21 protein-coding genes are annotated in these 24,977 nt (G+C 63.1%); 16 read left to right on the forward strand and 5 right to left on the reverse strand.

Annotation, left to right across the window (positions count from 1 at the left end):
* Nucleotide 1 precedes the first annotated feature (1 nt).
* From HV796_RS08250 to HV796_RS08260, 3 genes are all read right to left on the reverse strand, one after another.
* A complete protein-coding gene (locus tag HV796_RS08250; RefSeq protein WP_175225971.1) occupies nt 2-358 on the reverse strand; it encodes a hypothetical protein in 357 nt (118 codons plus the stop codon).
* A 347-nt stretch (nt 359-705) separates the two neighbouring features.
* The gene (locus tag HV796_RS08255) at nt 706-2,190 is read right to left on the reverse strand and encodes a sodium:solute symporter family protein (protein ID WP_175225972.1); all 1,485 of its coding nucleotides are present in this window, start codon (nt 2,188-2,190) and stop codon (nt 706-708) included.
* Nucleotides 2,187-2,414: a DUF3311 domain-containing protein gene (locus tag HV796_RS08260; RefSeq protein WP_175225973.1), complete on the reverse strand. Its 228-nt coding sequence runs from the start codon at nt 2,412-2,414 to the stop codon at nt 2,187-2,189. The genes HV796_RS08255 and HV796_RS08260 overlap by 4 nt, the downstream gene beginning before the upstream one ends.
* 330 nt (nt 2,415-2,744) lie before the next feature.
* Here HV796_RS08260 and HV796_RS08265 point away from each other — a divergent pair, with 330 nt between their 5' ends.
* The 15 genes from HV796_RS08265 to HV796_RS08335 all read left to right on the forward strand — a co-directional run bounded on the left by HV796_RS08265 (nt 2,745) and on the right by HV796_RS08335 (nt 19,043).
* Nucleotides 2,745-3,416, forward strand: a complete 672-nt coding sequence (locus HV796_RS08265; RefSeq protein ID WP_175225974.1) for a MarC family protein — start codon at nt 2,745-2,747, stop codon at nt 3,414-3,416.
* Nucleotides 3,417-3,517: 101 nt separating this feature from the next.
* The gene (locus HV796_RS08270) at nt 3,518-5,872 is read left to right on the forward strand and encodes a putative bifunctional diguanylate cyclase/phosphodiesterase (RefSeq protein ID WP_175225975.1); all 2,355 of its coding nucleotides are present in this window, start codon (nt 3,518-3,520) and stop codon (nt 5,870-5,872) included.
* An 83-nt stretch (nt 5,873-5,955) separates the two neighbouring features.
* Nucleotides 5,956-6,864 (forward strand): NUDIX domain-containing protein, encoded by a 909-nt coding sequence (locus tag HV796_RS08275; protein ID WP_175225976.1) that lies wholly within the window; start codon nt 5,956-5,958, stop codon nt 6,862-6,864.
* A gap of 15 nt (nt 6,865-6,879) precedes the next feature.
* Nucleotides 6,880-7,017 (forward strand): hypothetical protein, encoded by a 138-nt coding sequence (locus HV796_RS08280; RefSeq protein WP_175225977.1) that lies wholly within the window; start codon nt 6,880-6,882, stop codon nt 7,015-7,017.
* A 279-nt stretch (nt 7,018-7,296) separates the two neighbouring features.
* A complete protein-coding gene (locus tag HV796_RS08285) occupies nt 7,297-7,659 on the forward strand; it encodes a serine O-acetyltransferase (protein WP_246355754.1) in 363 nt (120 codons plus the stop codon).
* Nucleotides 7,619-8,437 carry an alanyl-tRNA editing protein gene (locus tag HV796_RS08290; RefSeq protein ID WP_246355755.1) on the forward strand — a complete coding sequence of 273 codons (819 nt, stop codon included), beginning with the start codon at nt 7,619-7,621 and terminating at the stop codon, nt 8,435-8,437. Before HV796_RS08285 ends, HV796_RS08290 begins: the two co-directional genes overlap by 41 nt.
* 4 nt (nt 8,438-8,441) lie before the next feature.
* Nucleotides 8,442-9,398, forward strand: a complete 957-nt coding sequence (locus HV796_RS08295) for an MFS transporter (RefSeq protein WP_175225809.1) — start codon at nt 8,442-8,444, stop codon at nt 9,396-9,398.
* Complete coding sequence (locus HV796_RS08300) at nt 9,284-9,712, forward strand: pyridoxal-phosphate dependent enzyme (protein ID WP_175225979.1); 429 nt, start codon at nt 9,284-9,286, stop codon at nt 9,710-9,712. Before HV796_RS08295 ends, HV796_RS08300 begins: the two co-directional genes overlap by 115 nt.
* 150 nt (nt 9,713-9,862) lie before the next feature.
* Complete coding sequence (locus tag HV796_RS08305; protein ID WP_175225980.1) at nt 9,863-10,597, forward strand: SGNH/GDSL hydrolase family protein; 735 nt, start codon at nt 9,863-9,865, stop codon at nt 10,595-10,597.
* Nucleotides 10,598-10,786: 189 nt separating this feature from the next.
* Nucleotides 10,787-10,915, forward strand: coding sequence for a K(+)-transporting ATPase subunit F (gene kdpF, locus HV796_RS43355; protein WP_217477861.1), 129 nt, complete (start codon nt 10,787-10,789; stop codon nt 10,913-10,915).
* A gap of 138 nt (nt 10,916-11,053) precedes the next feature.
* Nucleotides 11,054-12,760, forward strand: a complete 1,707-nt coding sequence (gene kdpA, locus HV796_RS08315) for a potassium-transporting ATPase subunit KdpA (RefSeq protein ID WP_175225981.1) — start codon at nt 11,054-11,056, stop codon at nt 12,758-12,760.
* 12 nt (nt 12,761-12,772) lie between these two features.
* The gene (gene kdpC, locus HV796_RS08320) at nt 12,773-13,471 is read left to right on the forward strand and encodes a potassium-transporting ATPase subunit KdpC (protein WP_175225982.1); all 699 of its coding nucleotides are present in this window, start codon (nt 12,773-12,775) and stop codon (nt 13,469-13,471) included.
* Between the two features lie 83 nt (nt 13,472-13,554).
* Nucleotides 13,555-15,594 (forward strand): potassium-transporting ATPase subunit KdpB, encoded by a 2,040-nt coding sequence (gene kdpB, locus HV796_RS08325; protein ID WP_175226037.1) that lies wholly within the window; start codon nt 13,555-13,557, stop codon nt 15,592-15,594.
* A gap of 72 nt (nt 15,595-15,666) precedes the next feature.
* The gene (locus HV796_RS08330) at nt 15,667-18,345 is read left to right on the forward strand and encodes a sensor histidine kinase (RefSeq protein ID WP_175225983.1); all 2,679 of its coding nucleotides are present in this window, start codon (nt 15,667-15,669) and stop codon (nt 18,343-18,345) included.
* Entirely contained in the window at nt 18,342-19,043 is a 702-nt protein-coding gene (locus HV796_RS08335) for a response regulator (protein ID WP_175225984.1), read from the forward strand. Before HV796_RS08330 ends, HV796_RS08335 begins: the two co-directional genes overlap by 4 nt.
* 45 nt (nt 19,044-19,088) lie before the next feature.
* On the opposite strand, the gene HV796_RS08340 is transcribed toward HV796_RS08335, so the two are convergent.
* A complete protein-coding gene (locus tag HV796_RS08340; RefSeq protein ID WP_175225985.1) occupies nt 19,089-20,828 on the reverse strand; it encodes a SulP family inorganic anion transporter in 1,740 nt (579 codons plus the stop codon).
* An 88-nt stretch (nt 20,829-20,916) separates the two neighbouring features.
* Entirely contained in the window at nt 20,917-21,762 is an 846-nt protein-coding gene (gene ppk2, locus HV796_RS08345; RefSeq protein WP_175225986.1) for a polyphosphate kinase 2, read from the reverse strand.
* A 723-nt stretch (nt 21,763-22,485) separates the two neighbouring features.
* On the opposite strand from ppk2, the gene HV796_RS08350 reads away from it, so the two are divergent.
* Nucleotides 22,486-24,921 carry a DUF3141 domain-containing protein gene (locus tag HV796_RS08350; protein ID WP_175225987.1) on the forward strand — a complete coding sequence of 812 codons (2,436 nt, stop codon included), beginning with the start codon at nt 22,486-22,488 and terminating at the stop codon, nt 24,919-24,921.
* Nucleotides 24,922-24,977 lie beyond the last annotated feature (56 nt).

Raw genomic sequence — 24,977 nt, forward strand, 5'->3', positions numbered from 1 at the left:
TTTACGCCATGTGAGTGAGATCGAAACGGCCGACGTGCCCGAAGCGGGGACGGTAGTCCGCATCGCCGTCACGGGTGGAGTAACCGGTGAGGTGCCAATGCTTGCCGTCCCGATTGATGTCAACCGTGGCTCTGTTTCCGTTGATGGTGACCCGGGTGTCGTCCCGGCTATCGAAGACTTCGTTGTGTGATTTGAGCCGGATTACGTCACGCACCTTTGCCCGATCGGATGCTCCGCTCCATGTTGAATCCTCCGCGTGGAGCCGCGCTTTTTCGAGCCTGAAAGCTTCGTCGGGCGATTCGGAAATCCGCGAATTGAATAACGCGCCGGCGTCCTTGAATTGCGTACCCACCCGCATTGCATGGTTCGATTGCGAAGTCACTTGCATGTTTGCATCCTCATAGAAGGGCAATAAATCCGGATTCAGGAAACTGCGGCGATCAGAAACCGATCGATCGTCTAACGCGAGATGGGCTCTCCAGTTTATCGACGCGTTTCCATTCTTTATCCGGCAACCGCGCAACAGGTGGTATCAGGACACGCTCACTTGGGACCGTAAACCATCGTACGGCCGACGCCATTCGAGCCGGTTATGGTCGTTGCCAGTCAGAACGGAAAGAACGACTGACCCTGCACTTCACGCGTCCGCAAGCAAGCGGGCGCATGAAGCGCAAAGAAGAAGCGGGTCGGCGAAGACCGCGGAGGTTAGTGCGTTTGCGCGCCGGACTGCTCCGCGCGCAGATGCGGTTGCGTCACCGCGCTGACGATCGCCAGCACGATCACATTCAACGTGAGCGCGACAAAGCCGATATTCACATCCTTTAACGTATCCGGCAGGAACGGCAGCAACTGGCCGACACTCAGATGCATCACCGTCGTCACGGTCACGACCAGCACACCGACTGCGATCCCGCAAAACGCCCCTTGTTTCGTCACCCGGTTGCGCGGCGCGAGGCTGCACACCAGGGCCGGGAACAACTGCGTGACGAAGTTGTACCCCATCAGCAGCAGTGCGACGATCGTCTCGCCGCCGTGCAGCGTGAACAGCACCGCGACGAGCGCGACCACCGGCACCATGAACCGTGCGAGCCTGGCGACGACCGCATCCGACGCATGGCGTGCGAGCGCGCCGCGGTAGATATCGTTGGCAAGCAAAGTCGACGCGGTGGTCAGAATCATCGAGCCGGGCACGAGCGCGGTCAGCACGCCGGCCGCGCCGACCACGCCGACGAACCACGGGTCGAAGGTCTGAAGCGTCAGCCGGAACAGCGACAGGTCGATATCGCCGCCTTTGAGCCCCGGCACCCTGAGCGTCGCGGCGAAGCCGACAAAAAACACGAACAGCAGAATCAGCTGATAGATCGGCAGCACCATCGCGTTGCGCCGGAAGATCCGTTCGTTCTTCGCGGTGAATACGGAGCCGAACGTATGCGGCCACATGAAAAAGCCGAGCGCGGTGAGCAGCACGGTCGACTGGAACCACACGAGGCTCGTGCCTGCGCCCTTGTCCGCGAGCGTCAGGAAGCCGGGCCGCGCCGCATCGATCGCACGGAACATCTCGCCGAGGCCGCCGTAATGATGGATCGGCAGATAGATGCCGAGAAACAGCACCACCCCGAGAATCAGCAGATCTTTCATTACCGAGTTCCACGCGGAGCCGCGCACCCCCGATGCGATCACATAGATCGCGACGACCACCGCGCCGATCCAGATTGCGGTCGTCGACGATATCGCGCCATAGGATGTGGTCGCAACAATAATGCCGAGACCCTTTAGCTGCAGCACGAGGTACGGAATCAGCGCTGCAACGTCGACGACCGCGACCAGCACGCCGAGCGCGTGGCTATCGTATTTGCGCGCGAAAAAGTGGGGCTGCGACACGAGCCTGTGCGTTTTCGCAAAGCGCCATACAGGCGGTAGAAGCCAGTACGACAGCACATACGCGAGCGTTGCATACGCAAGGATGTAATAGACAGGCGCACCCTTGCCATACGCGAATCCGCTGCCGCCAAGGAACGTGAACGTGGTGTAGATCTCGCCGGCCATCAGCAGGAACACGAACGCGGTGCCGAAGCTGCGTCCGCCGACCGTCCACTGCTCGAGGTTCATATCGTGGCCGTGGCGTGCCCGCACGCCCAGATACAGCGCAAACAGCGTCACCGCGGCAATGATCACCAGGGCCGTGCTCATCGGCGATCCTCCGCGGCGGAGGCCGTGCCGTGCTCGACCGGCTCACGGTTGACCGGGTCGAGCCGGTAGATGATTGCCATGATCACCGCGCTTAGCACTACCCACATCACGATCCACGCCAGCACCAGCGGCATGCCGAGCACCAGCGGTTCGACACGGTTGACGAACGGAACGCCGAGCAGAATGCCGATAAACGGCAGCACAGCGAGCAGACGAAAGGACATAGGCATCTCCACGAACGATAAGTGCGTTGCGGGTCGATACGTCTTCGGAAGGCGGGCCTGCGGGTCCGACTGTATGCCGCCTTGTTCGCTTAAGCCAAGCGATCAAAAATATGAATGAAAATTGAAAGCTATGCGACGCAGATGAAGGTGCGCATACCCGATGCCTGCACCGATCGCGCGTGCGATGACGCATTCATGCGCTCGCGGGGTAACCCTGCGATGCCGCGCTGCGGGGTCGATGCGGTCCAGCTGAGGTTACACTGTGCGCGGCGCGTGCGCGCGGACCACCGGACGTGAACCGCATGCGCACTGAACACGGAGCTGAAAAAAATGATAGGCGGCCTCGTCTCCGAAATCCTGTTCGGCTTCACCGGGTTGATCAGCATCATCAATCCGTTTGCCATTGCGTTCGTGTTTCTCGACCGCACCGAGACGCTCACCGTCGAAGAGCGCGCGGCGCTCGCCAAGCGCGTGTCGATCAACGCGTTCTTCGTGCTGATCGTCGTGTTCTTTGTCGGCACGCCGGTGCTGCATTTCTTCGGCATTTCGATCGAGGCGCTGCGCATCGGCGGCGGACTCGCCGTCGCGGTGAGCGCGTGGAACATGCTGAATGCGCCCGAAACGCGCACCGACGTCACGACCGCGAAGCCGGTCGATCCGGACCATGCGACCTCCAAGGCCTTCTTTCCATTGACGATGCCGCTCACCACCGGCCCCGGCACGATCGCGACCGCGATTGCGCTCAATGCAAACCGCACGCACAAGCTGTCCGAGTTCCTGCTGTCGTCGATCGCGTCGGTGGCGATCTCCGTCCTTGTCGTGCTGGTCATCTATTTCACGTACAGTCGCTCTGCGTATATCGCGCACTTTCTCGGCAAGGAGGGCACCAAGGTTGCGCTGCGCGTGTCGGCCTTCCTGCTGCTTTGCATTGGTGTACAGATCATGTTGACCGGGTTTTCCGAGTTTCTCGCGCCGCTTGCGGGAAATACGCCTGCTCCATGAGCGGCGTGTTGCCGATATTCAATCCGCATCGTCGTTAGCGTAAACCCGGGTGTTCGAATCGCGTTCGTTTGCCGTTGTCGCGTTGGGGAGCGCAAAGATCGATGAACCGCCAGGATACCGCAGACCGGATGACCGACAGCCAGCCTGACAGCAGGTCCGACCGCGAGGCCGACTCCGCGCATGGCAACGGCGGCTATCGGCCGACCGTCGCGGCGCAGGTGCTCGAGTCGGAGCGCGCCGTGCTGCGCCTGCTTACCCGCAGCGCGCCGCTGCCCGAACTGCTGGCCGAGGTGTGCCGCCGCGCCGAGGCGTTGCTTGGCGACGGCGCGGCCTGCTCGGTGCTGGTGCTCGACGCCGACGGGCGGCACGCGAAAGTCGGCGCCGCGCCGTCGCTGCCACAGGCGTATTGCGACGCGCTCGCCGGATTTGAAATCGGCCCGCGCGCGGGGTCATGCGGCACCGCGATGTTCGAGCGGCGCATGGTGGTCGCGGAAGATATCGAAAGCGATCCGCTGTGGGCCGATTACAAGCATCTCGCCACGCCGTATGGGCTACGTGCCTGCTGGTCAATTCCGTTCGAGGACGAAACCGGCGGCGTGTTAGGGGCGTTCGCGGTTTATCACACCGTGCCGCGCCGGCCGACCGACGTCGAGGAAACCGTTCTGCGCGACATCGGCCGCTGCGTCGGGCTGGCGATTCACCAGGACCGGATTCGCCAGCGCCTTGCGCAAAGCGAGGAGCATCACCGGCTGGTCGTCGATCACCTGAATGAAGGCATCGTCGTGCAATCGCGCGACGGCGAAGTGCTCGCGTGCAATCCGAGCGCGATGCGTATGCTGCGCGCGACGCCGGGGATTATCGGCGCCAACATCTATACCGTGATGGTGCATGCACGGCGAGACGACGGTTCGGTAATCGAAACGCCGGACCGGCCGACGCTCAAGGTGCTGTCCACCGGCAAGCCGGTGCTCGGCGTCACGATGTCGGTCGAGCTGGCGATCGGCGAAACGATCTGGGTCATTGCGAACTTCGTGCCGATCTTCAAGCCCGGCGAACCCGAGCCGACCGCGGTGCTGGTCTCGTTCAACGATATCGGTCCGGTCCGTGCCGCACAGCGGCAGCTGAAGTATCTGGCGACACGCGATCCGCTGACGGGGCTGTATAACCGCGCGTATCTGTCCGACCGGATGCGCGAGCTGCTGGAACCGGCCGCGGGAGGCGGCCGCGCGCGCGAAGTGCCGCGTGTCGCGGTGCTGTTCGTCGATCTCGACGGCTTCAAGAAGGTCAACGATACGGCCGGCCACGAAGCCGGTGACGCGCTGCTGTGCAGCGTCGCGCGGCGCCTGGCCACATGCGTGCACAAGGGCGATACGCTCGCGCGCGTCGGCGGCGACGAGTTTGTGATCGTCGTGAGCGGCTATGAGAGTGCTGCGCACCTGACCGCGCTCGCGCGCCAGGTGCTGGAAACAATTGCGATGCCGTTTGCGGTCGCGGACAACGAATACTATCTGGGCGCGTCGATTGGCATCAGCGTATGCCCGGAAGACGGCCGCGATGCGACGACGCTGATGCGCAATGCGGATTCGGCGATGTATCAGGCGAAGCAGCGCGGCCGCAACGGCTTCGAATTCTTCACGAAGGAGCTGAGCCGGCAATTGCAGCGGCGCTTCTCGATCGAGCAATCGCTGCGGCGTGCATTGGCCGCCGACGAGCTGCGCCTCGTGTACCAGCCGATCGTCGATGGCGTGAGCGGCCGCACGATCGGCGCGGAAGCGCTGATGCGCTGGCACAACGAGGCGCTTGGCGATGTCTCGCCGATCGAATTCATTCCGGTCGCTGAGGATACCGGCCTGATTGTCACGCTGGGCCGCTGGCTGCTCGAGCGCGCATGCGCGCAGGCGGCCGAATGGCGCAAGACGATCGCGCCGGATCTGACGATCGCGGTGAACCTGTCGCCGCGCCAGTTCAACGATGGACTTGTGCAGGAGGTCGCGCAGTGTCTCGCGACGGCCGGGCTCGACCCTGCCGCGCTCGAACTCGAGATTACCGAGGGCCTGCTGATGAGCGAGCGCGCGCCGGTGATGCCGATGCTCAATTCATTGTCGCGGATGGGCGTGCGTATTTCCGTGGACGACTTCGGCACCGGCTACTCGTCGCTGTCGTATCTGAAGCGCTTTCCGCTGCATAACCTGAAGGTTGATCGCTCCTTCGTCGCTGGCTTGCCCGATCATCGCGACGCGGTCGCGATTACGCACGCGGTGGTCGCGATGGCGCATTCGCTTGGGATGAATGTCACGGCCGAGGGTGTTGAAACGTCGGCGCAGTCGGCGTTCCTGCGCTCGATAGGATGCGACCGGCAACAGGGCTACCTGTTCGGCCGGCCGGTGGCGCCTGGCGAATACACGCGGCGTCTGACCGAAGTGGTCGGGCGCGGTGGGAATGCCGCGCCGGTTTAGCGTTTTAGGGCGAATGTGTCCGTGGTGCTGGCGGTGTGTCGTAACATGCGTAGGGTTCGACCCACACCGGAGCGGAGCACGACATGCCGTTCAAATCGCTGGACGCCGCCGCAATCGAAGCATCGCTGAGCGGGCAGACCCGTCAGTATCTGACTGGCGCGCTGAAGCAGCCGCAGCCGCTTTCTCATATTCACGACGCGGATATCGAGGTCGGGCTATCCGATTATCCGCAAAGCGGGTTCGAACCGGCGCATCGTCATGCGCGCGCGAAAGAATACCAGTACGTGCTGCGCGGCATGACGGAATACCAGGACCTCGATACCGGCGAGATCCACCGTTTTCGCGCCGGCGACTTCTATGTGATCGACCCGGGCACCGCCTACGTTCAGCGCATCAAGCGCGACACACGTATTCTGTTTTTCAAATATCCGGGTGGCAATGACAAGGAAAGCGTGCCGATGACGCAGGCCGTCGGCACGTGGGCGCGTGAAACGCTGCACGTTACGCGACTCGATCTGAACGCACGGGAAGGGCGCGGCGCGCAGCCGGTGCCGGCCGCGAATTCGCTGAAGCCCGCGGTAGCGGTCGCGGTGTTCGATGCGGCGCACCGGCTGCTGCTCGTCAAGCGGCGCGATAGCGGCTATTGGGCCATGCCCGGCGGCACGATGGAAGTGACCGACTCACTCGAAGGCTGCGCGCGCCGCGAGGTGCGCGAGGAAACCGGCATCGAAATCATGATCGCCGGGATGGTCGGCACGTATACGGACCCGGAGACGATCATCGCGTATTCGGACGGCGAAGTGCGACGCGAATTCTCGATTCTGCTTGCGGCATCGGCGACGAGCGAAAATCTTTCGCATGACGATGAATCCACCGACGTGCAGTGGGTCGAGCTCGAAGAGGTTATGCGCTTGCCGATGGTCGCTTCACAGGTGCGCCGGATACAGGATGTGCTTGCGTGGCGCGAGAATCGGGGTGTCTTTATTCGTTGAAAGGGGCGATATCCGATGGATACGGTAATCGTCGAAGCGATCGCTGCCCTTTACATAGAGATTGCCCGAATGGGACTCGCGCATGATCTGGCGGAACACGCACAGGCCGAAGAATCGTCGATGCAGCACGGCGGCTTATCGCTCCCGTCCTGAAAGACGCTTTCTCCCATTTGTCAGGTAACCAGTCCAACCGCGCATGGGTGAGATCGTTGTCGGTCGCGTCTGAACGGTCAGCGGCAGCACGTGCACCTCATCGAGCGGGCAGTGTGTCTATTCCGCCTTAACACATTGATATCTCTTTACAACCTATTTAGATAGCATATCTAAATTAAAGATAATTTGGAAAAACCGAAGTAACATTGCGTCCTTTGTATGAGCGGCGAATGAGCCTCGGCCGTGGCTCCTAAAGCATGCCGAGGACCGATTCCGCGTTTGGCGACCAATAGCCGGTGCACGATCGGTAAGCGTTTCATCCTGGATCACGGTGTAGGAACCGTTGTCGGCGAAACCGCCGTTATCGGTGACGATTGCTACATTCTTGGCGGGGTCACGTTAGGTGCTGTGGGGATTGCGGGCAATCCGCCGGGAAAGCGCCACCCGGTCCTTGGCGATCGGGTCGAAGTGGGCGCGTTTACACGAATCCTGGGGCGTGTCGAAATCGGCGATGAAGTTTTCATTGGACCACATTGCGTTATCACCCAGGATGTTCCATCAGGAAGCATCGTGACTGTACGGACGTCCGTTCAGATCACGCGTGGCATCGAAGCCGTTGCGACGTCGGCGGAACGTTTTTGAGGATTTAAGCATGAAGCTTAATCGACGCACGACAAAGCTCTTCTACCGCGATCCCTACCTTGCTGCCTGCGAGACGGTCGTAATCAAGATCGATGGAGATTGGGTGGAGCTGGCGGACACTGTCGCGTATCCGGAAGGCGGCGGACAGGATGCGGACCACGGCCGGCTCACCTTGCAAGACGGGAGGGCGCTGAGATTCATTGACGTCAAGAAAATGTACGGACACACGGCCGGCATACCCGGCTTCCCCGATATCCAGGTAGATGGCATCGTGCTGCATCGGATTCACGCGGACGATCAGCTCCTGCTCGAGCACCTGGTACCCGAAGCGGGCGTGACTGTCTCAATCGACGTTATGCGTCGAGCGGCACTGTCTCTCAGCCATTCGGCGTCGCATCTGCTTTATCTCGCGGTCGGTTTGCACCGGCCAGATGCGGTCGCGAGCACGTTGGGCTGCCACATTAAAATCGGTGGGGCGCGATTTGACTTCGGGGTCGACCAACGCTTCACTGCGGAGGACCTGAGCAAGATCCAGGAGACAGTGAACGAACGGGTGCTGCGCGATCTCGCGATCCATCTCCGCGCCCATCCAGACGTTCCCGACGCGCGGAGTTGGCACTGCGAAGATTACGCGATTCCGTGCGGGGGTACGCATATCGAACGCACGGGCTTGATCGGCCAAGTCACGGTTCGAAGAAAGAGTCTCGGGATCGGCAAGGAACGCATTTCGTGTGATTTCCCTCACGCACACGTCCAGACAGACCTATATCACGAATAACGCCATGCGATTGGACAAAGGTAAGCTCGACAAGCTGCCGCCCAGCACATACATTCTGTCGCTCGCACAAGCGATCAACCTCACGGCAGCGGTGATATCGGTTGCGATTGCTGCATTGGTCGGGACACGCCTCGCGCGTTCACCAGCACTCGGAACCGTCCCCTATGGCGCGCAGTTCGCGTCGGTGATGTTATGCACCTATCCCGTCTCGATGCTAATGCGCAAAATCGGCCGACGGCTGGTCTTTGGCGTCGGAGGGATGATGCTGGTCGCCGCGGGTGCGTCCGGTTATCTCGCGATTTCCCGGGAAAGCTTCGGTCTGCTCATTCTTGCGCACGTGCTGCTTGGTTGCTTCGTCGCTTGTGCCAATTTCTATCGCTTTGCGGCAATCGACGGTCTACCCTCGTCCTCCAGGGCAAAGGCAATCTCGCTTGTCGTCGCGGGTGGCGTACTCGCAGCCGTATTGGGTCCCGCGGTTGCCGACGGGTTGAGGCATGTTCGAGGTTTCGCGGATTTTTCGCTTTTCTACGGCATCCTGTCTTTGCTCGGCGTCCTTACACTTTCCCTGATTGCAATCTGGCGTCCCAGGAGAACGTTCGACTCACGCGTACCGAGCGGCGTGATCGTCAATCGGTCGAACGAGCGGCTCAACTGGGCGATCCCCGCCGCGATTGCCGCGTCGGCCTGCGGCTACTTCGCAATGAATCTGTTAATGGTCCAGGCCTCACTGGTGATGGCGAGCCTTTGCAGCTTCGAGGCTTCGTCTCGGGCGATTCAGGCACACGTTCTCGCCATGTTTGCACCGTCGCTCACGAAACCGAAACTGGACCCGAGATTGTTGCGCAGTTGTCGGCGTGGCCGGACGTCAAGGAACTCGTGTTCGTTTCGTGCACGGGCACTGGCGCGACGCTCACGGGTGTGGCCAGATCGCTCCGGAAAGCGGGTTACGACGTGCGTGTGATCCTCGTGGAGCCGGAGGGATGCGACAGCCAAAATGGCGTATTTGTAAATCACCGGCTGGAAGGCATGGCGGTCGGTGTCCGCCCGCCGTTCGTCGACTGGACCACGGTCTCGGCGGTCAGGCGAGTCAGCTATGACGACGTCGTCGAATGTCAGCGCGAATTTGCCCGCAGCCATGGCCACTTCGTGGGCAATACGGCTGCCGCATGCTTGTGCGTCGGAGCGCAGATGGCAAAGGCCGGAGACGCGACGAAGATTCTCGTACTGCTATATGACCACGGCCTATGGTACTTCTCCCTCACATCGCGGCGATGACAGGAGCGACCGCGTCTAACGCCGACAGTGGGAAAGGGTCTGGGCCACCGCAAAATCCTGCGCGACAAGAGCGGGATCAGCGCAGCGGTTGCCTTCCTGAGCGAATCCAAGGCGCTTTCGGCACAACCCTGAACCCATCACCAACCCCTGATGCTCACGCTGTACAAAGTTCTTCTTAGCCCTGTTCTTCTGCTCCAGGCCCGCTGGTTAAGACGCACTGCGTTGCGTCTTCCGGAAGCGGCCGGCCCGCGCAGCGGGATAGAGGCAGGGGCGGCACAGTCTCCTCCGTTACGAATTCTTGTGGTCGGCGATTCGTCCGCGGCAGGCGTTGGGGTGGACGAGCAGAGCGAGGCACTGGCACAGCCCGTCGCACGGCTACTGGCAATGCGTACGGGCCGCCCGGTGGCCTGGCAACTGGTCGCGAAGTCGGGCATCAATACGAGTGAGGCGCTGGACCTTCTGTCCCACGCAGAGCTCGGCTCGGCTGACTTTCTGGTGACAGCGTTGGGAACCAACGACGTCACCTCCCAACGAGCACCGGCGCGGTTCCTCGCGGACTACGTCCGCCTGGTAGAGGATCTACGCCGCCGCACCGGTGCGCTCGGCCTGGTGGTCACGGGGTTGCCGCCACTGCGTATCCTGCCTGCCGCGCCTCATCCTTTGCGCTGGTATCTCGGCCGCTATGCCGCCCGCCTGGACCGCCTGCTGGAAACGTGGGTCGGTCTGGACGCGTCGGCCCGTTATGTATCGCTGGAATGGGCCGCGAAGCCCAACGAGATGGCGCGAGACCGCTTTCACCCAGGGCACGGACAATATCGCTTCTGGGCCGAGCTTGTCGCCGAACGAATCGTGGCGCTATTAGCGCGCGAGGGTGAGCGCATCTGATCGTCGTAGCAGGAAACGTCCGCCAGCCTTAACCCGACCTTTACATCGGCCTGCGAAACTCAGCACGCTTTTGACGCCGCTTTATCTACAGTACCGACAGATTTCCACCACTGAGTCTGTCGATATGCAGCCACCGTTTCCCGTCTCCGACCACTCCGCTTTTCAACGCGCCGGCGCAGCGATTGCGCAATGCGCGGTTCTCACGCGCTCGTGCCGTTCAACAACCGGAGCGCAGTCATGATCGCGCTCGCCGGTCTGCTTGCCGCCGCACTGTTCGTCTACCTGTTCTACGCGCTGATCAAGCCCGAACGGTTCTGATTCGGCGCCGCCGCGCGTTATTTTACTCACTCATCCCCATCATGAACGACCTGTTATTCGTAGTCGTATCGGTAGCCTTTTTCGCGCTTGGCGCAGGCTTCATTGTCGGACTGAACCGGATCTGACAGGGAGCCCATCATGTTCGACGATCTTGTTCAATTTGCGCTGGTACTCATCGCCATGACCGGTTTGACGGTCGCGATGGGCAAGTGGCTCGCCCACGTTTTCACCGATGAACGGCACTTGCGCATCGAGCGCTGGACCTATTCGGTGCTCGGTGCGGACCCGGCTGAACGCATGCCGTGGACCCGCTATGCGATGGTGCTCGTCCTCGGCAACGCGGCGATGATGCTGCTCGGTTATCTGCTGTTACGTGTGCAAGGGCTGCTGCCGGCGTTCGACTCGCTGCAACGTGCCGCGCAAACGCCTGACCTCGCCTTCAACACGGCGGCGTCGTTCGTCACCAATACGAACTGGCAGTCGTACTCAGGCGAATCGAGTCTGTCCAATTTCTCGCAGATGGCCGTCATCACGTTTCTGATGATGGTGAGCGCCGCGACCGGCGTGGCGGCGTGCGGCGGCTTTATCCGCGCGTTGTGCCGCAAGAGCGCGCACGACATCGGCAACTATTGGGTCGACTTTACGCGTGTGATGTATCGCGTGCTGCTGCCGCTGTCGTTCGTGATGGCGCTCGTCTACGTGTGGCAGGGCATGCCGCAGACGCTCACGAGCGAGACGGTCGCGACCACGCTCGAAGGGCTCAAGCAGCCCATCGTGCTGGGTCCGGTCGCGAGCATGGAATCGATCAAGCACCTGGGCACCAACGGCGGCGGCTTCTTCAGCATGAACGCCGCGCATCCGTACGAGAACCCGACGCCGTTCACGAACACGCTGCACATCCTGAGCATGCTGCTGATTCCCGCGGCGCTCACCTACACGGCAGGCAGCATGCTGATGCGCCGCCGCCAGGGTTGGGCGTTTTTCGCCGCGTTCCTGGTCATGTTTGTCGGCGCGCTCGCGATCGTCTACACGGCCGAGCAGCATGGCAACGTGAATTTTGCGTCGCTGCATATCGACCAGCAGCCGTCCGCACTGCAGGCGGGCGGCAATATGGAAGGTAAGGAAACGCGCTTCGGCATCGGCCAGACGAGCCTGTTTATCGCGGTGACGACCGCCGCGACCACCGGTTCGGTCGACGCGATGCACGACTCGCTGACGCCGATGGGCGGCTTCGTGCCGATCGGCGAGATGATGCTGAACAACGTGTTCGGCGGCGATGGCGTCGGCTTTATCAACCTGGTCACGTTCGCGATTCTGACCGTGTTTATCGTCGGCATGATGATTGGGCGCACGCCGGAGTTTCTCGGCAAGAAGATCGAAGCGCGTGAAATGAAATTCGTGATGCTCGCGGTGCTCGCCCATCCGCTCTGCATTCTCGGCCTGACCGCGCTGGCCGTCGCGTGGCCCGCGACGCCCGCGAGCCTCAACAATCTCGGCCCGCACGGCTTTAGCGAAGTGCTGTACGCGTACACGTCCGGCACCGCGAACAACGGCTCCGCATTCGCCGGCCTCAATGCGAACACGCCGTTCTTCAACACCACGATCGGCTTTGCGATGCTGTTCGGCCGCTTCTTCACGCTGCTACCGATGCTTGCTGCCGCGGGATCGCTCGCCGCGAAGAAAAGCGTGCCCGAAGGTCCGGGCACGCTGCCGACCGCTACGCCGCTGTTTACCGCGCTGCTGGTGTTCGTCGTGCTTCTGGTCGGCGGGCTGACCTTCTTCCCGGCGCTTGCGCTGGGCCCGATCGTCGAGCACCTGATGCTCGCGAGCGGTCAACTGTTCTAAGGATCGACAGTCATGAGCACAATCAGTCAATCCCAGCCGCACAGCGTACCGCTGCTGCATGGCGTCGCACGCTCGGCGGTCGCGTCCGCGGTGTTCTTTATGCTGGTCACCGGGCTGGTGTACCCGCTTGTCACGACGGGCGTCGCGCAACTCGCGATGCCGGCGCGAGCGAATGGCAGCATCGTCGAACGCGGCGGCGTGCCGGTCGGCTCGCTGCTGATCGGCCAGAACGTCACGCAGCCGCGGTACTTTCACCCACGCCCGAGCGCGACGACGGGCACCGACCCGGCCCATCCGGATCAAACGATCGCGCAGCCGTACAACGCGGAATCGAGTGGCGCGAGTAATCTCGGGCCGACCAGCAAGTCGCTGATCGATCAGGTGAAGGCACGCGCGATCGCGTATCGCAATGAAAACGGTCTCGCGCCGGATGCGCCTGTGCCGGTCGATGCGGTCACCGCGTCCGGCTCCGGACTCGACCCGGACATCTCGCTTGGTAACGCGCTGCTGCAAGCCGCCCGCGTCGCGCAGGCGCGTCGCATGTCGACCCATGCGATGCGCGCGTTGATCGCACAGAACACGACGCCCCGGCAGTTCGGCGTGCTCGGCGATGCGCGCGTCGATGTGCTGAAACTGAACCTCGCGCTCGATGCGGCCGCAGCCGCGGCCAACAGGCCGTCGCAGCCCGCGTCGGCGCGCGAAACTCACTGATAGCAAAGTTCTTTGCGAGAAGCTTCATGAATGTTCAAAACGAGTCGTTGACGCCCGCCGGTACCGCGGCGTCCGCCGCGCCGATGTCGCGCGCGGCGCAAGTGGTCTGGCGAATGGTGATCGCGGATGCGTTGCGCAAGCTGTCGCCGCGCGCGCAATGGCAGAACCCGGTGATGTTCGTCGTCTATATCGGCAGCATCGTGACGACCTTGTTGTGGCTGCAGGCCGTCTTTTCCCAAGGCGAGGCGCCCGCGGGTTTTATCTTCGCGATTGCAGTGTGGTTGTGGTTCACGGTGCTGTTCGCGAACGGCGCCGAAGCGCTCGCCGAAGGGCGCGGCAAGGCGCAGGCGGCGGCGCTGCGCGGTGCGCGCCGACGCGTGTTCGCGAAGGTGCTCGACGTGCCGCGGTACGGCGCCGCGGTCTACCCGCTGCCGAGCGATGAGCTGATGGCCGGCAAGTACGTGCTCGTCGAAGCCGGCGATATGATTCCGGCCGACGGCGAAGTGATCGAAGGCGTCGCGTCGGTCGACGAATCGTCGATTACCGGCGAGTCCGCGCCGGTCATCCGCGAATCGGGCGGCGATTTTTCGTCGGTGACCGGCGGCACGCGCGTGCTGTCGGACTGGCTGATCATGCGGGTCACCGCCAACCCGGGCGAAGCGTTTCTCGACCGGATGATCGCGATGATCGAAGGCGCGAAGCGCGGCAAGACGCCGAACGAAGTCGCGCTGATCATTCTGCTCGTCGCGTTGACCATCGTGTTCCTGCTTGTCTGCGTGACGCTGCTGCCGTACTCGGCCTTTAGCGTGATGCTGACCCAAAGCGGTCACGAGGTGAGTCTTACCGTACTGATCGCGCTGCTCGTCTGCCTGATTCCGACCACGATTGGCGCGTTGCTTTCCGCGATCGGCGTGGCCGGCATGAGCCGTATGCTGCGCGCGAATGTAATCGCGATGTCCGGGCGCGCGATCGAAGCGGCCGGTGACGTCGACGTCCTGCTGCTCGACAAGACCGGCACGATCACGCTCGGCAATCGCCAGGCGAGCCGCTTCGTGCCGGCCGAAGGCGTCGACGAACGCACGCTTGCCGATGTCGCGCAGCTCGCGTCGCTGGCCGACGAAACGCCGGAAGGGCGCTCGATCGTCGTGCTCGCGAAGCTACGTTTCAGTCTGCGCGGCCGCGATCTGCACCACAGCAAACCGGTGCCGTTCAGCGCGCAAACACGGATGAGCGGCGTCGATCTCGGCGCACGGCAAATCCGCAAAGGCTCCGCGCAGGCCATTCGTGCGCACGTGCGCGAACTGGGCGGCGTGTTTCCGGCCGGCACCGAGCGCGCGGTCGAAGAGATCGCGCGGCACGGTGGCACACCGCTCGTGGTCGCCGACGGCGAGCGGGTGATGGGTGTGATCGAGCTGAAGGACATTGTGAAGGGCGGCATCAACGAGCGCTTCGCGGAACTGCGCCGCATGGGCATCAAGACCGTGATGGTGACCGGCGACAACCGGCTCACGGCCGCGGCCATCGCGGCTGAAGCAGGCGTCGACGACTATCTCGCGGAAGCCACGCCCGAGGACAAGCTCACGCTGATCCGCCGTTACCAGGCGGAAGGCCGGCTCGTCGCGATGACCGGCGACGGCACCAACGATGCGCCGGCACTCGCGCAGGCCGACGTCGCGGTTGCGATGAACAGCGGCACGCAGGCGGCGAAGGAAGCCGGCAACATGGTCGATCTCGACAGCAATCCGACCAAGCTGCTGCGCGTGGTCGAAGTGGGCAAGCAGATGATCATGACGCGCGGCGCGCTGACTACGTTTAGTGTGGCGAACGATCTGGCGAAGTACTTCGCGATCATTCCCGCCGCGTTCGTCAGTACGTGGCCCGCGCTTGCCGCGCTGAACGTGATGCATCTGCATAGCCCGCAAACGGCTATCCTGTCGGCGGTGATTTTCAATGCGCTCATCATCATCGCGTTGATCCCGCTCGCGCTGAAGGGAGTGCGTTATCGCGCCGAACCGGCGTCGCGCCTCTTGTCGCGTAACTTGTTAATCTACGGGGTGGGAGGTGTGATCGCGCCATTCATTGGGATCAAGCTGATCGATCTGGTCATCACACTGCTTTTGTAGAGCTTTCGGCATGTCCTTTTTACGGTTCTGGCGAAAGTCTTTACAGCATTTTTATGGACCGTTGTGAAGGTAATGGAAACCACTTCCGAGCCCAGCGTTCAGGGAACGGAAAAGCAATATCAATCGACCGATGTTGAACGGGGCAGGCTAAAAATTTTCTTCGGCGCCTGTCCCGGCGTCGGCAAGACATGGGCGATGCTGCAGGCGGTCCGTCGGCAGCGCGACGGCGGCGTCGACGTCGCGATCGGCGAGATCGACACGCACGGCAGTGAAACGCTGCGCCGGCTAATCGAAGGATTGCCGGCGCTGCCGCCGAAGCATGTGCATCATCATGAACGGATGTTGCGCGCGTTCGATATCGACGGGGCACTCGCGGCGCGCCCGCGACTGATCGCGGTGGACGAACTGGCCTGCGCTAACGTGCCGGGCGGGCGCCACGCGAAACGCTGGCAGGATGTCGACGAACTGCTCGCGGCCGGTATCGATGTCTATGCGACGCTGGACGTCGCGCAACTCGAAAGCCTCGGTGACACGGTCAGCAATATGATCGGCCTACGCGTGCGCGAGAGCGTGCCCGACCGGTTCTTTTTCGATGCGGCCGATGTTGTGCTGATCGATCTGCCGCCCGACGATCTGCTCGCGCGGCTGCTGTCGGGTAGCGCGCGCCTCACGGCCGCCGCCGAGAGCGCGCGCAGCTACCTCGTGCGCGCGAATCTGCTCGCGTTGCGCGAACTGGCGTTGCGCTGCGTCGCCGATCGCGCGAATGCGGACGTGCATGGGCAGCGTCTGAAAGGACGTTTGCGTACCGCAGGTGCGACGCGTGAGCGGATTCTCGTCGGCATCCGCGCCGAAGCATCGCACGAACGGCTGATACACGAGGGCGCGCGTCTGGCCCAGCATCTGCGCGCGGAATGGATCGTCGTGCATGTCGACCAGTCCGCCGACGCGCGCGACCCGCATGGACGGGAGACGTTGCTCGCGCTCGCGAACCTCGCCGATAGCCTCGGCGCCGAGTTTGCGAATCTGCCCGGCGAAGACGTCGCGGCCACACTCGTCGGCTATGCGCATGAGCGCAGCGCAACCCGGCTCGTGCTGGGCAGCGATCCGCCGCGCGCGCGCTGGCGCGCACTCAGTGCCGCGTGTTGGGGAGCACGCATTGCCGAACGGGTCGTCCGGGCGCATCCGCGGCTCGGACTTGTCGTGGTCGGTACAGCCGACGTGCACGCAGCACCTGCGAAGGCGCAGGCGCAGCGCACCGCCGAAACACCGTTGAACGGCCTGATCCTCGCGGTGATCGCCTGTGCATTCACCACGCTGATCGCGAGCGTGCTGCTGCATTTCTTCGCAACCCCGAACGTCGTGATGCTGTTCATGCTGAACGTCGTCCTGCTATCGCTGCGGCTGGGGCGTCTGGCGGGCGCGTGGGCGGCGCTGCTCTCGGTCGGTAGCTTCGATTTCTTTTTCGTCGAACCACGCTTTTCGTTCGCCGTGTCCGATACGCAATATCTGTTCACGTTCGTGCTGATGCTGACGGTTGCGCTGGTCACAAGCCAGCTCGCGTCGCGGCTGCGCTACAAGGCGAGAGTCGCGACGGCCGGCGAGCGCCGCGCGACCGCGGTCGCGCGCGTCGCACGCGATCTGTCGAGCGCGATTCGCCCGGCCCAGATCGCCGCGGTGTGCCGGCAGACCATCGCGCCGCTGTTCGACGCGCAAGTCGCGCTCGTGCTACCCGATCCCAAAGAGACGACGCTGCGAGATGCGTCCGATGAATTCGTCGATACGTCGGTCGCGCAGTGGACCTACGACCACGCGGAAGCCGCGGGTGCCGGCACGCAGACGCTAAGCGGCACGCGCGCGCTGTATCTGCCGTTGAAAGGGCCGATCTGCACGCGCGGCGTGCTCGCGATCTGCGCGCAGCAGGGCGAGCTCTCGAACAACGCGGACGACCGGCGTCTGCTGGATGCGTGCTGTGTGCTGATTGCGCTTGCACTCGAACGCACGCATTTCATCGAGATCGCGCAGGACACGCAGGTCCGCATGGAAGGCGAACGGCTGCGCAATGCGCTGCTTGCCGCGGTGTCGCATGACCTGAAGACGCCGCTCACCGCGATTCGCGGCCTGGCGGAAACACTCGAGCAGGTCGGCGATCTGCCCGATACCGAGCGCACGGCCGTATCGCGCTCGATCCGTCTGCAAACCGAAGAGCTGCACCGGCTCGTGACGAATCTGCTCGATCTCGCGCGCATGCAAAGCGAAGGCGTGCGGCTCAACAAGGAATGGCACGCGTTCGGCGAGATTGCCGGCAGCGCGCTGGCGCGTCTGGGCACCACGCTTGCCGCGCATCGTGTGCGTACCGAGTTGCCGGCCGATTTGCCGCTGATCGAGATCGACGCAATCGCATTCGAGCGCGTGCTCGTCAATCTGATCGACAACGCGGTCAAATATACGCCGCCCGGTTCGACGATCCAGATACGCGCGCGTGCGGTGGGAGACACGATGCATCTGTTTATCGAGGACGATGGCCCCGGCCTGCCGAACGTGAACCCCGAGCTCATCTTTGAAGCATTCACGCGCGGCGTGCGTGAGTCCGCGATTTCCGGGGTCGGCCTCGGACTCGCGCTATGCCGCACGATTGTCGATGCGCATGAAGGCGCGATCGACGTCGAGCGGCGTCTGCCGCAGGGCACGCGTTTCGAGATCCGTCTGCCGCTCGGCGCGCCGCCTGTTATCGAAGAGGAGAGGGCCTCATGAAGAAGCCGCGCATTCTGCTGGTCGAGGACGAGTCCGACATCCGGCGTTTTATCCGGATGGCGCTCGAGCGTGACGGGATGACTGTCTTCGAAGCCAATACGGCTGCGCAGGCGCGCATCGAAAGCGCGAGCCGGCAGCCGGAATTGCTGATTGTCGATCTGGGCCTGCCGGACGAAGACGGCAAGGTGCTGATTCGCGACTTGCGTAGCTGGTCGCGTGCGCCGGTGCTGGTGTTGTCGGCGCGCGACCGTGAGACGGAAAAAGTGGAAGCGCTGAACATCGGCGCCGACGATTACCTGACCAAGCCATTCGGAGTGCCCGAACTGATCGCGCGCGTGCGCGCGCAACTGCGCCGCGCGAGTCTCGTCGCGAACGACGGGCCGACTGCGTCGACCGTGCATTTCGGCGATGTGTGCGTCGACCTCGCGACCTACGAAGTGACCCGCAACGGCACGCCGGTCCATTTGACGCCGACCGAGTTCCGGTTGCTCGCTGCGTTGATTCGGGGTTACGGCAAGGTGATCACCTACCGGCAGTTGTTGCTCGACGTGTGGGGACCCGGATACGCGGACCGTCCGCAGTATCTGCGCGTGTATATGGTGACCTTACGGCAGAAGCTCGAGGACGATCCGACGCAACCGCGGCATTTGATGACCGAACTGCAGGTCGGCTACCGTCTTGCCGGGCTCGCGACGTGAGCCTGCGCGACCCGGCCCGCCACGTATAGGCACAACCGCGTGCATTCAACGTGCGCTGCCTGTCTCGCTCGTCTCGCCAAGCACTGCGGTCCGATAGTGGCTGACCGCCTGTTCGAGATTGTGGAACATCCGCTCGCGGCCGAGCGCTTCGCCAAGCGGCGAGCGCTGCACGAGTGCGAGCACTTCCGGATTCATGGCGGCGAGCCATAGCGTGATGCCGCGCGCACGCAAACGCTGTTCGGAATCGGCGAACATCTTAAGCGCGGTGTATTCGATGTCGAATACGCCGCTCAGGTCGACAATCACTGTTTGCGGCGCGGCCGCCGCGATCAGCCTGAGTATCTTCTGTCCGATCTGCTCGACGTTCGCGAAGTAGATGCGTCCTTCCGGCAGCAGCATCAGCAGGCCCGGCCACGTTTCGTCGTTCGGATGCGCATGGGACACCGGCCGGAACACATCGGTGTTGCGCTTGCGCGCAAGCACATAGACCGGCGGATCGGACAGCTGATGCGCGAGCGCCGCGAGCGACACGACAATCGCGACCAGAATGCCTTGCAGCGTGCCGACCACGACCACGCCGGCCAGCGCGACGAGGGCCCAGACGAATTCCATGCGCCGCACGCGCGCGATCGCGCGAAATTCGATCGGATCGAACAATCCAATCGAATACACGATGACGACGGCGGCCAGCACCGCTTGCGGGATCGGCCCGATCAGCGGCGACAGCAGCAGCATCGCCGCGAGCGCGACCGCCGCGGTCACGAGCGCCGCCGCCTGGCTGCACGCGCCGGCACGGCGATTCACCGCCGTCTGCGTGGTGCCGCCGCCGCCTGGCATCGCGCCGAACAGCGCGCCGACCAGATTCGCAAGGCCGGTCGCGAACAGCTCGCGGTTCGCGCGCGGCACCGGCTCGCCGTGGCGCGCGAACGCGCGGCCCGCCGCGACCGTTTCGGTGAAGCTCATCAGCGCCATGCCGAGCGCGATCGGCCACAGGGTATCCACCAGCGCCAGCACCGGCAGCCTCGGTGCGGGCAGGCCGGCTGGCACCGTGCCGACCGTATCCACGCCGAGCGCATGCAGGTCGAGCAGCTTCGACGCGACGATTGCGCAAGCCACGACGATAAGCGGCGCCGGCACACGCGGCACGAAGCGCCGCAGCAGGACCAGCGCCACGAGCGCGACCGCCGCGACGACAACGGTCGGCGGCGTCGCTCGCGGAATGCCCTCGATAATCCGCAGCACGTTGTAAAAGAACTCGCCCTTGACGACGTGAATGCCAAGCAGCTTCGGCAACTGGTCGACGAAGATCACGACCGCGATGCCAGCCTTGAAGCCGACCAGCACCGGCGCGGAAATGAAGTTCGCGACGAAGCCCAGACGCAGCAGCGACGCGATCATCAGCATGGCGCCGACCAGCACGCCGAGCGTTGCCGCGGCGGTGAGCAGCTCCGTCTGGCCGCTGCCGGGCGCGACGCGCGCGAGCGCCGACGTGGTCAGGATCGCCAGCGTGGTGGTCGTGCTGACGCTAAGCACCCGCGATGTGCCGAAGAGTGCATAGATCATCATCGGGAAGAATGCGGTATAGAGGCCGGCTTCGACGGGCAGCCCGGCGAGCGTCGCGTAGGCAAGCGCGTTCGGAATGACCACCGCCGCCGACGTCAGGCCGGCGATCAGATCGCCTTTGACCCAATGCGTACGATAGTGGAGCAGCCATTCCGGCAGGGGTATTGCGCTTTGGCGGGCGTGTCGGGGAGGCTGTGCGGAAGGCGGATCGGACGGCGGCATGGGGAGCGGGAGAAAAGAAAGCCGAGCAGCCGCGCGCCAGTCGCGCGCGCGGCACCAATGCCGGTCAGTGCAGCGCGCGGCGCTTGCTTCAGAACTTCTCGGGCACGTATTTGAAAGAATAGTCGGGCTCGCGATAGTCGCCGCGCTTCTGCCGTTTCGGCAGCGTGATTTTCGCACGCGGCATCTCTTTGTATGGGATGGTCGACAGCAGATGGCTGATCAGGTTGAGCCGCGCGCGCTTTTTGTCGTCCGAGCGAACCACGTGCCACGGCGCGACGCCGGTGTCCGTTTCGATGAACATCTCGTCGCGGGCGCGCGAATAGTCGTACCAGCGCTCATACGAGCGCAAGTCCATCGGTGACAGCTTCCACAGCTTGCGGCCGTCGTGGATGCGCGCTTCGAGCCGGCGCGTCTGCTCCTCCTCGCTGACTTCGAGCCAGTATTTCAGAAGAATCACACCGGACTGGATAATCGCGCGTTCGACGAGCGGCACGCTTTTCAGAAACTGCCGCGACTGCTCGTCAGTGCAAAAACCCATCACGCGCTCGACGCCCGCGCGGTTGTACCAGCTGCGGTCGAATATCACGATTTCGCCGGCCGCGGGTAAGTACGGCAGATAGCGCTGCAGGTACATCTGCGATTTTTCGCGATCGGTTGGCGCGGGCAGCGCGACCACGCGAAATACGCGCGGGCTCACACGCTCGGTGATGGCCTTGATCGTGCCGCCTTTGCCTGCGCCGTCGCGCCCTTCGAAGACGATGCAGATTTTCGCGCCGGTCTGCACGGCCCACTCCTGCAGCTTGACCAGTTCGATGTGCAGGCGGGCGAGCTCCTTTTCGTATTCCTTGTTCGCGAGCTTCGCGGGTGGGCTGGCGACGCTGGGGTCGCTGCTAACTTTGTCCGCCTCTTTCGCGGCCTTTTTGCTCTGAGCCATGGCTGGGTCCTCGCACGGTCATACGGACGCACAATGAAGTGCCATATCGAGTATGGTCGCGCGCCGACCGCGTCGCAACTGGACTTTGGTCCAATGCAGGCGCTTGCTGTCGCCCGCCTGGAACGGCAATGGAAAAGCCGGAAGAACACCCGTCCATGCATGCGCAACGCGTTATGCATAGGGCCGCACGGCGCTGGTGTGTGACGGCGTGGATCAGCTAAATGAAAAGCGTATTGGGCATGTACAGGGCACGCATAGCGCACGTTTGGGCCGCATACCGGGCATATAGGAAACGGTTATCGATTACTCCATTTTGAAAGCGTGACGCTTAGTTCGACTTACGTCAACGAATACCCGTTTTTCCACTATTTTTCCGGAGATTTTCGGTGCGTCATACCTTACCCCATGAAATACTGCATGCGAACGCGGAACCGCGGCGCAACCGCGGCGTCATTGCTCGCCGGTGTGAGACCTTGGTCCAATTGACGCAAGCGGCGCCGGCTCGCCAGAATGCGTAAGCACCGGACGGGCGCTGTGCGTCAACGCAGTGCGTCTCTCCCGCGCGATGCCCAATTGTTTCTCGATTGACATCGCGACGACACCCGCGTCTTATACGTTCACATATGCGGTTATGCGTGTTTCCAAACGAGGCGTCGGTCACGAGCCGGCCTCGGTTTGCCGTCGCCCACGGCCATGCCGTTCTTCGACTATGAGGTCCACGTTATGAACGCAGGTACCCAGTTCGCGCAGAGTCAACAGATTGGCGCAAAGGTCGCCCGGATTTTCCAGAAGCGCGCGCAGATCGCGCAGCAGAACTTCAACGAACGGGTGCATGAAGCACTCAACACCCAAAACGACAACAGCGCCGCGCCCGGCACGGCACCGCAGGCATCGGGCACGCCGCTTTCCGGCCCATTTACCGCCGCATGGACACCCCCCTTTACCGCGCCATTCACTGCACCTTTCTCCGGCGTTGCCAGCGCGGCGGCGTTCGACCCGCTTTCTGCCTTCCGGTATGCAACCGATCTCGCGCAGCGCACCGTGCTCTTCTGGGACACGCTGCGCCAGCGCGGCAACCAGTTCGTCGATCAGACCGCCCAGGGTCTGAAGCCGGTGCTGCATTTCGACTATGAAACGGTGCTCGATGGCCGCACGTTCGACCATCCGGTGAACTACGCGTTGTTGCGCATTCGTCCGCCGGAGGGCGTGACGATCGATGCGCGCAAGCGTCCGTACGTGGTCATCGATCCGCGCGCCGGGCACGGTCCCGGCATTGGTGGTTTCAAGGACGATTCGCAGGTCGGCGTCGCATTGCGAGCCGGAAGCCCGGTGTATTTCGTGGTGTTTTTCCGCGACCCGGAGCCGGGCCAGACGATGCTTGACGTCTGCGCGGCCGAACAGTGTTTCGTCAGGAAGGTGCGCGAACTGCACGCGGACAGTCCGAAGCCGGCGATCGTCGGCAATTGCCAGGGCGGCTGGGCCGCGATGATGCTGGCGACATCCGACCCGGACGACACCGGACCGATCGTGATCAACGGCGCACCGATGTCGTACTGGAGCGGCGCATGGAGCGAGGGCGAGGGTGACAACCCGATGCGCTATGCGGGTGGCATGCTCGGCGGCACGTGGCTCGCGTCGTTTGCGGCAGACCTCGGCAACGGCAAGTTCGACGGCGCACACCTCGTTCAGAACTTCGAGAACCTGAACCCTGCGAACAGCCTGTGGGACAAGTACTACCACGTGTTCGACAACGTCGACACCGAACCGCCGCGCTTTCTCGATTTCGAACGCTGGTGGGGTGGCTACTACCTGATGAACCGCGACGAGATCGAATGGATCACGCGCAACCTGTTTGTCGGCAACAAGCTATGGGCCGGCGAAGTGCGTGGCGCCGGCGGCGCCGCGTTCGACCTGCGCGACATCAAGTCGCCGATCATCCTGTTCGCGTCGCTCGGCGACAACATCACGCCGCCGCAGCAGGCGTTCAACTGGGTCGCGGATATCTACGGCAGCACCGCGGAAATCAAGGCGCGCGGGCAGGTGATTATCGGCCTGATGCATCAGAGCATCGGCCATCTGGGCATTTTCGTGTCGGGCAAGGTTGCGAAGAAGGAACATACGCAGATCGTCTCGGTGCTCGAAGCGATCGAAGCGTTTCCGCCGGGCCTCTATGGGATGGAAATCACCGAGCACAAGGGCGCGGACGGCAAGCCTGAATACGAGGTGAACTTTCACGAGCACCGTCTCGAAGATATCGCGGCGAAGTTCAACCGCTTCAAGCGTGTCGACGAGCTGCCGTTCAAGGCGGTCGAACAGGTGTCAGAGTTCAATCAGCGCGCGTACGAACTATTCGCACAACCGTTCGTGCAAGCATGCTCGAACGAAGCGACGGGCGGCCTGTTGCGCCAGTTTCATCCATTGCGTGCGCAGCGCTGGATGTTTTCCGATCTGAATCCGTGGCTCGCGTGGCTCGGACCGGCGGCGAGCGCGGTGAAAGCGAACCGCGTGCACGGTGACAAGGACGGCCCGAATCCGCTGCGTCAAGCGGAGCGGCGTGGCGCGGAACTGGTCAGCGCGTCGCTCGATTTTTACCGCGCGATGCGCGATGCGGCGACCGAGAGCCTCTTTTTCGGCATCTACGGCAACCTGTTTACCGCGCATTCGACGCAGAAGGTCGATCTGGACGGACCGCTGGCCGTGCCCGTCGCGGACCCGAAAGAGTTGCCGTTCGTCAAAGCGGCGCTTTCGTCGATTGCGGAAGGCGGCTATACCGAAGCGATTGCGCGCACTGCGTGCCTGCTCGCGCGTCACGGCGAGCCGCTGCCGCTTACGCGCCTCGCGATACGCAAAGAGCTCGCGGAAGAATACGCGGACTATCTGCCCGCGCTCGAACACGACCAGTGGCGCCGTATTCGCGGGGAGCAGGAAATCATCGTGCGTTATGAGCCCGAGCGCGCGCTCGCGTCGCTGCCGACGCTGCTCGCCGAACCCGGCGACCGCAAGCGTTTCCTCACGCTCGTCGAGAAACTCGCGGAAGACGAGCGCGTGCAGGGTCTCGCGCCCAGCGCCGCGCAGCTCGAGATGGTCGAGCGTATCCGCTCGCTGCTGCCGGTGAAGGCGAGTCGCGGCGCACGACCGGCGTCATCGTCGGTGCATTGAGTCAGGGCGCGAAGTCCGTGCATCGGGATTTTGACCGGATCGACATGCCGGCACGC

Source organism: Paraburkholderia humisilvae, from assembly GCF_902859855.1.
Taxonomy (GTDB): Bacteria; Pseudomonadota; Gammaproteobacteria; order Burkholderiales; family Burkholderiaceae; genus Paraburkholderia; species Paraburkholderia humisilvae.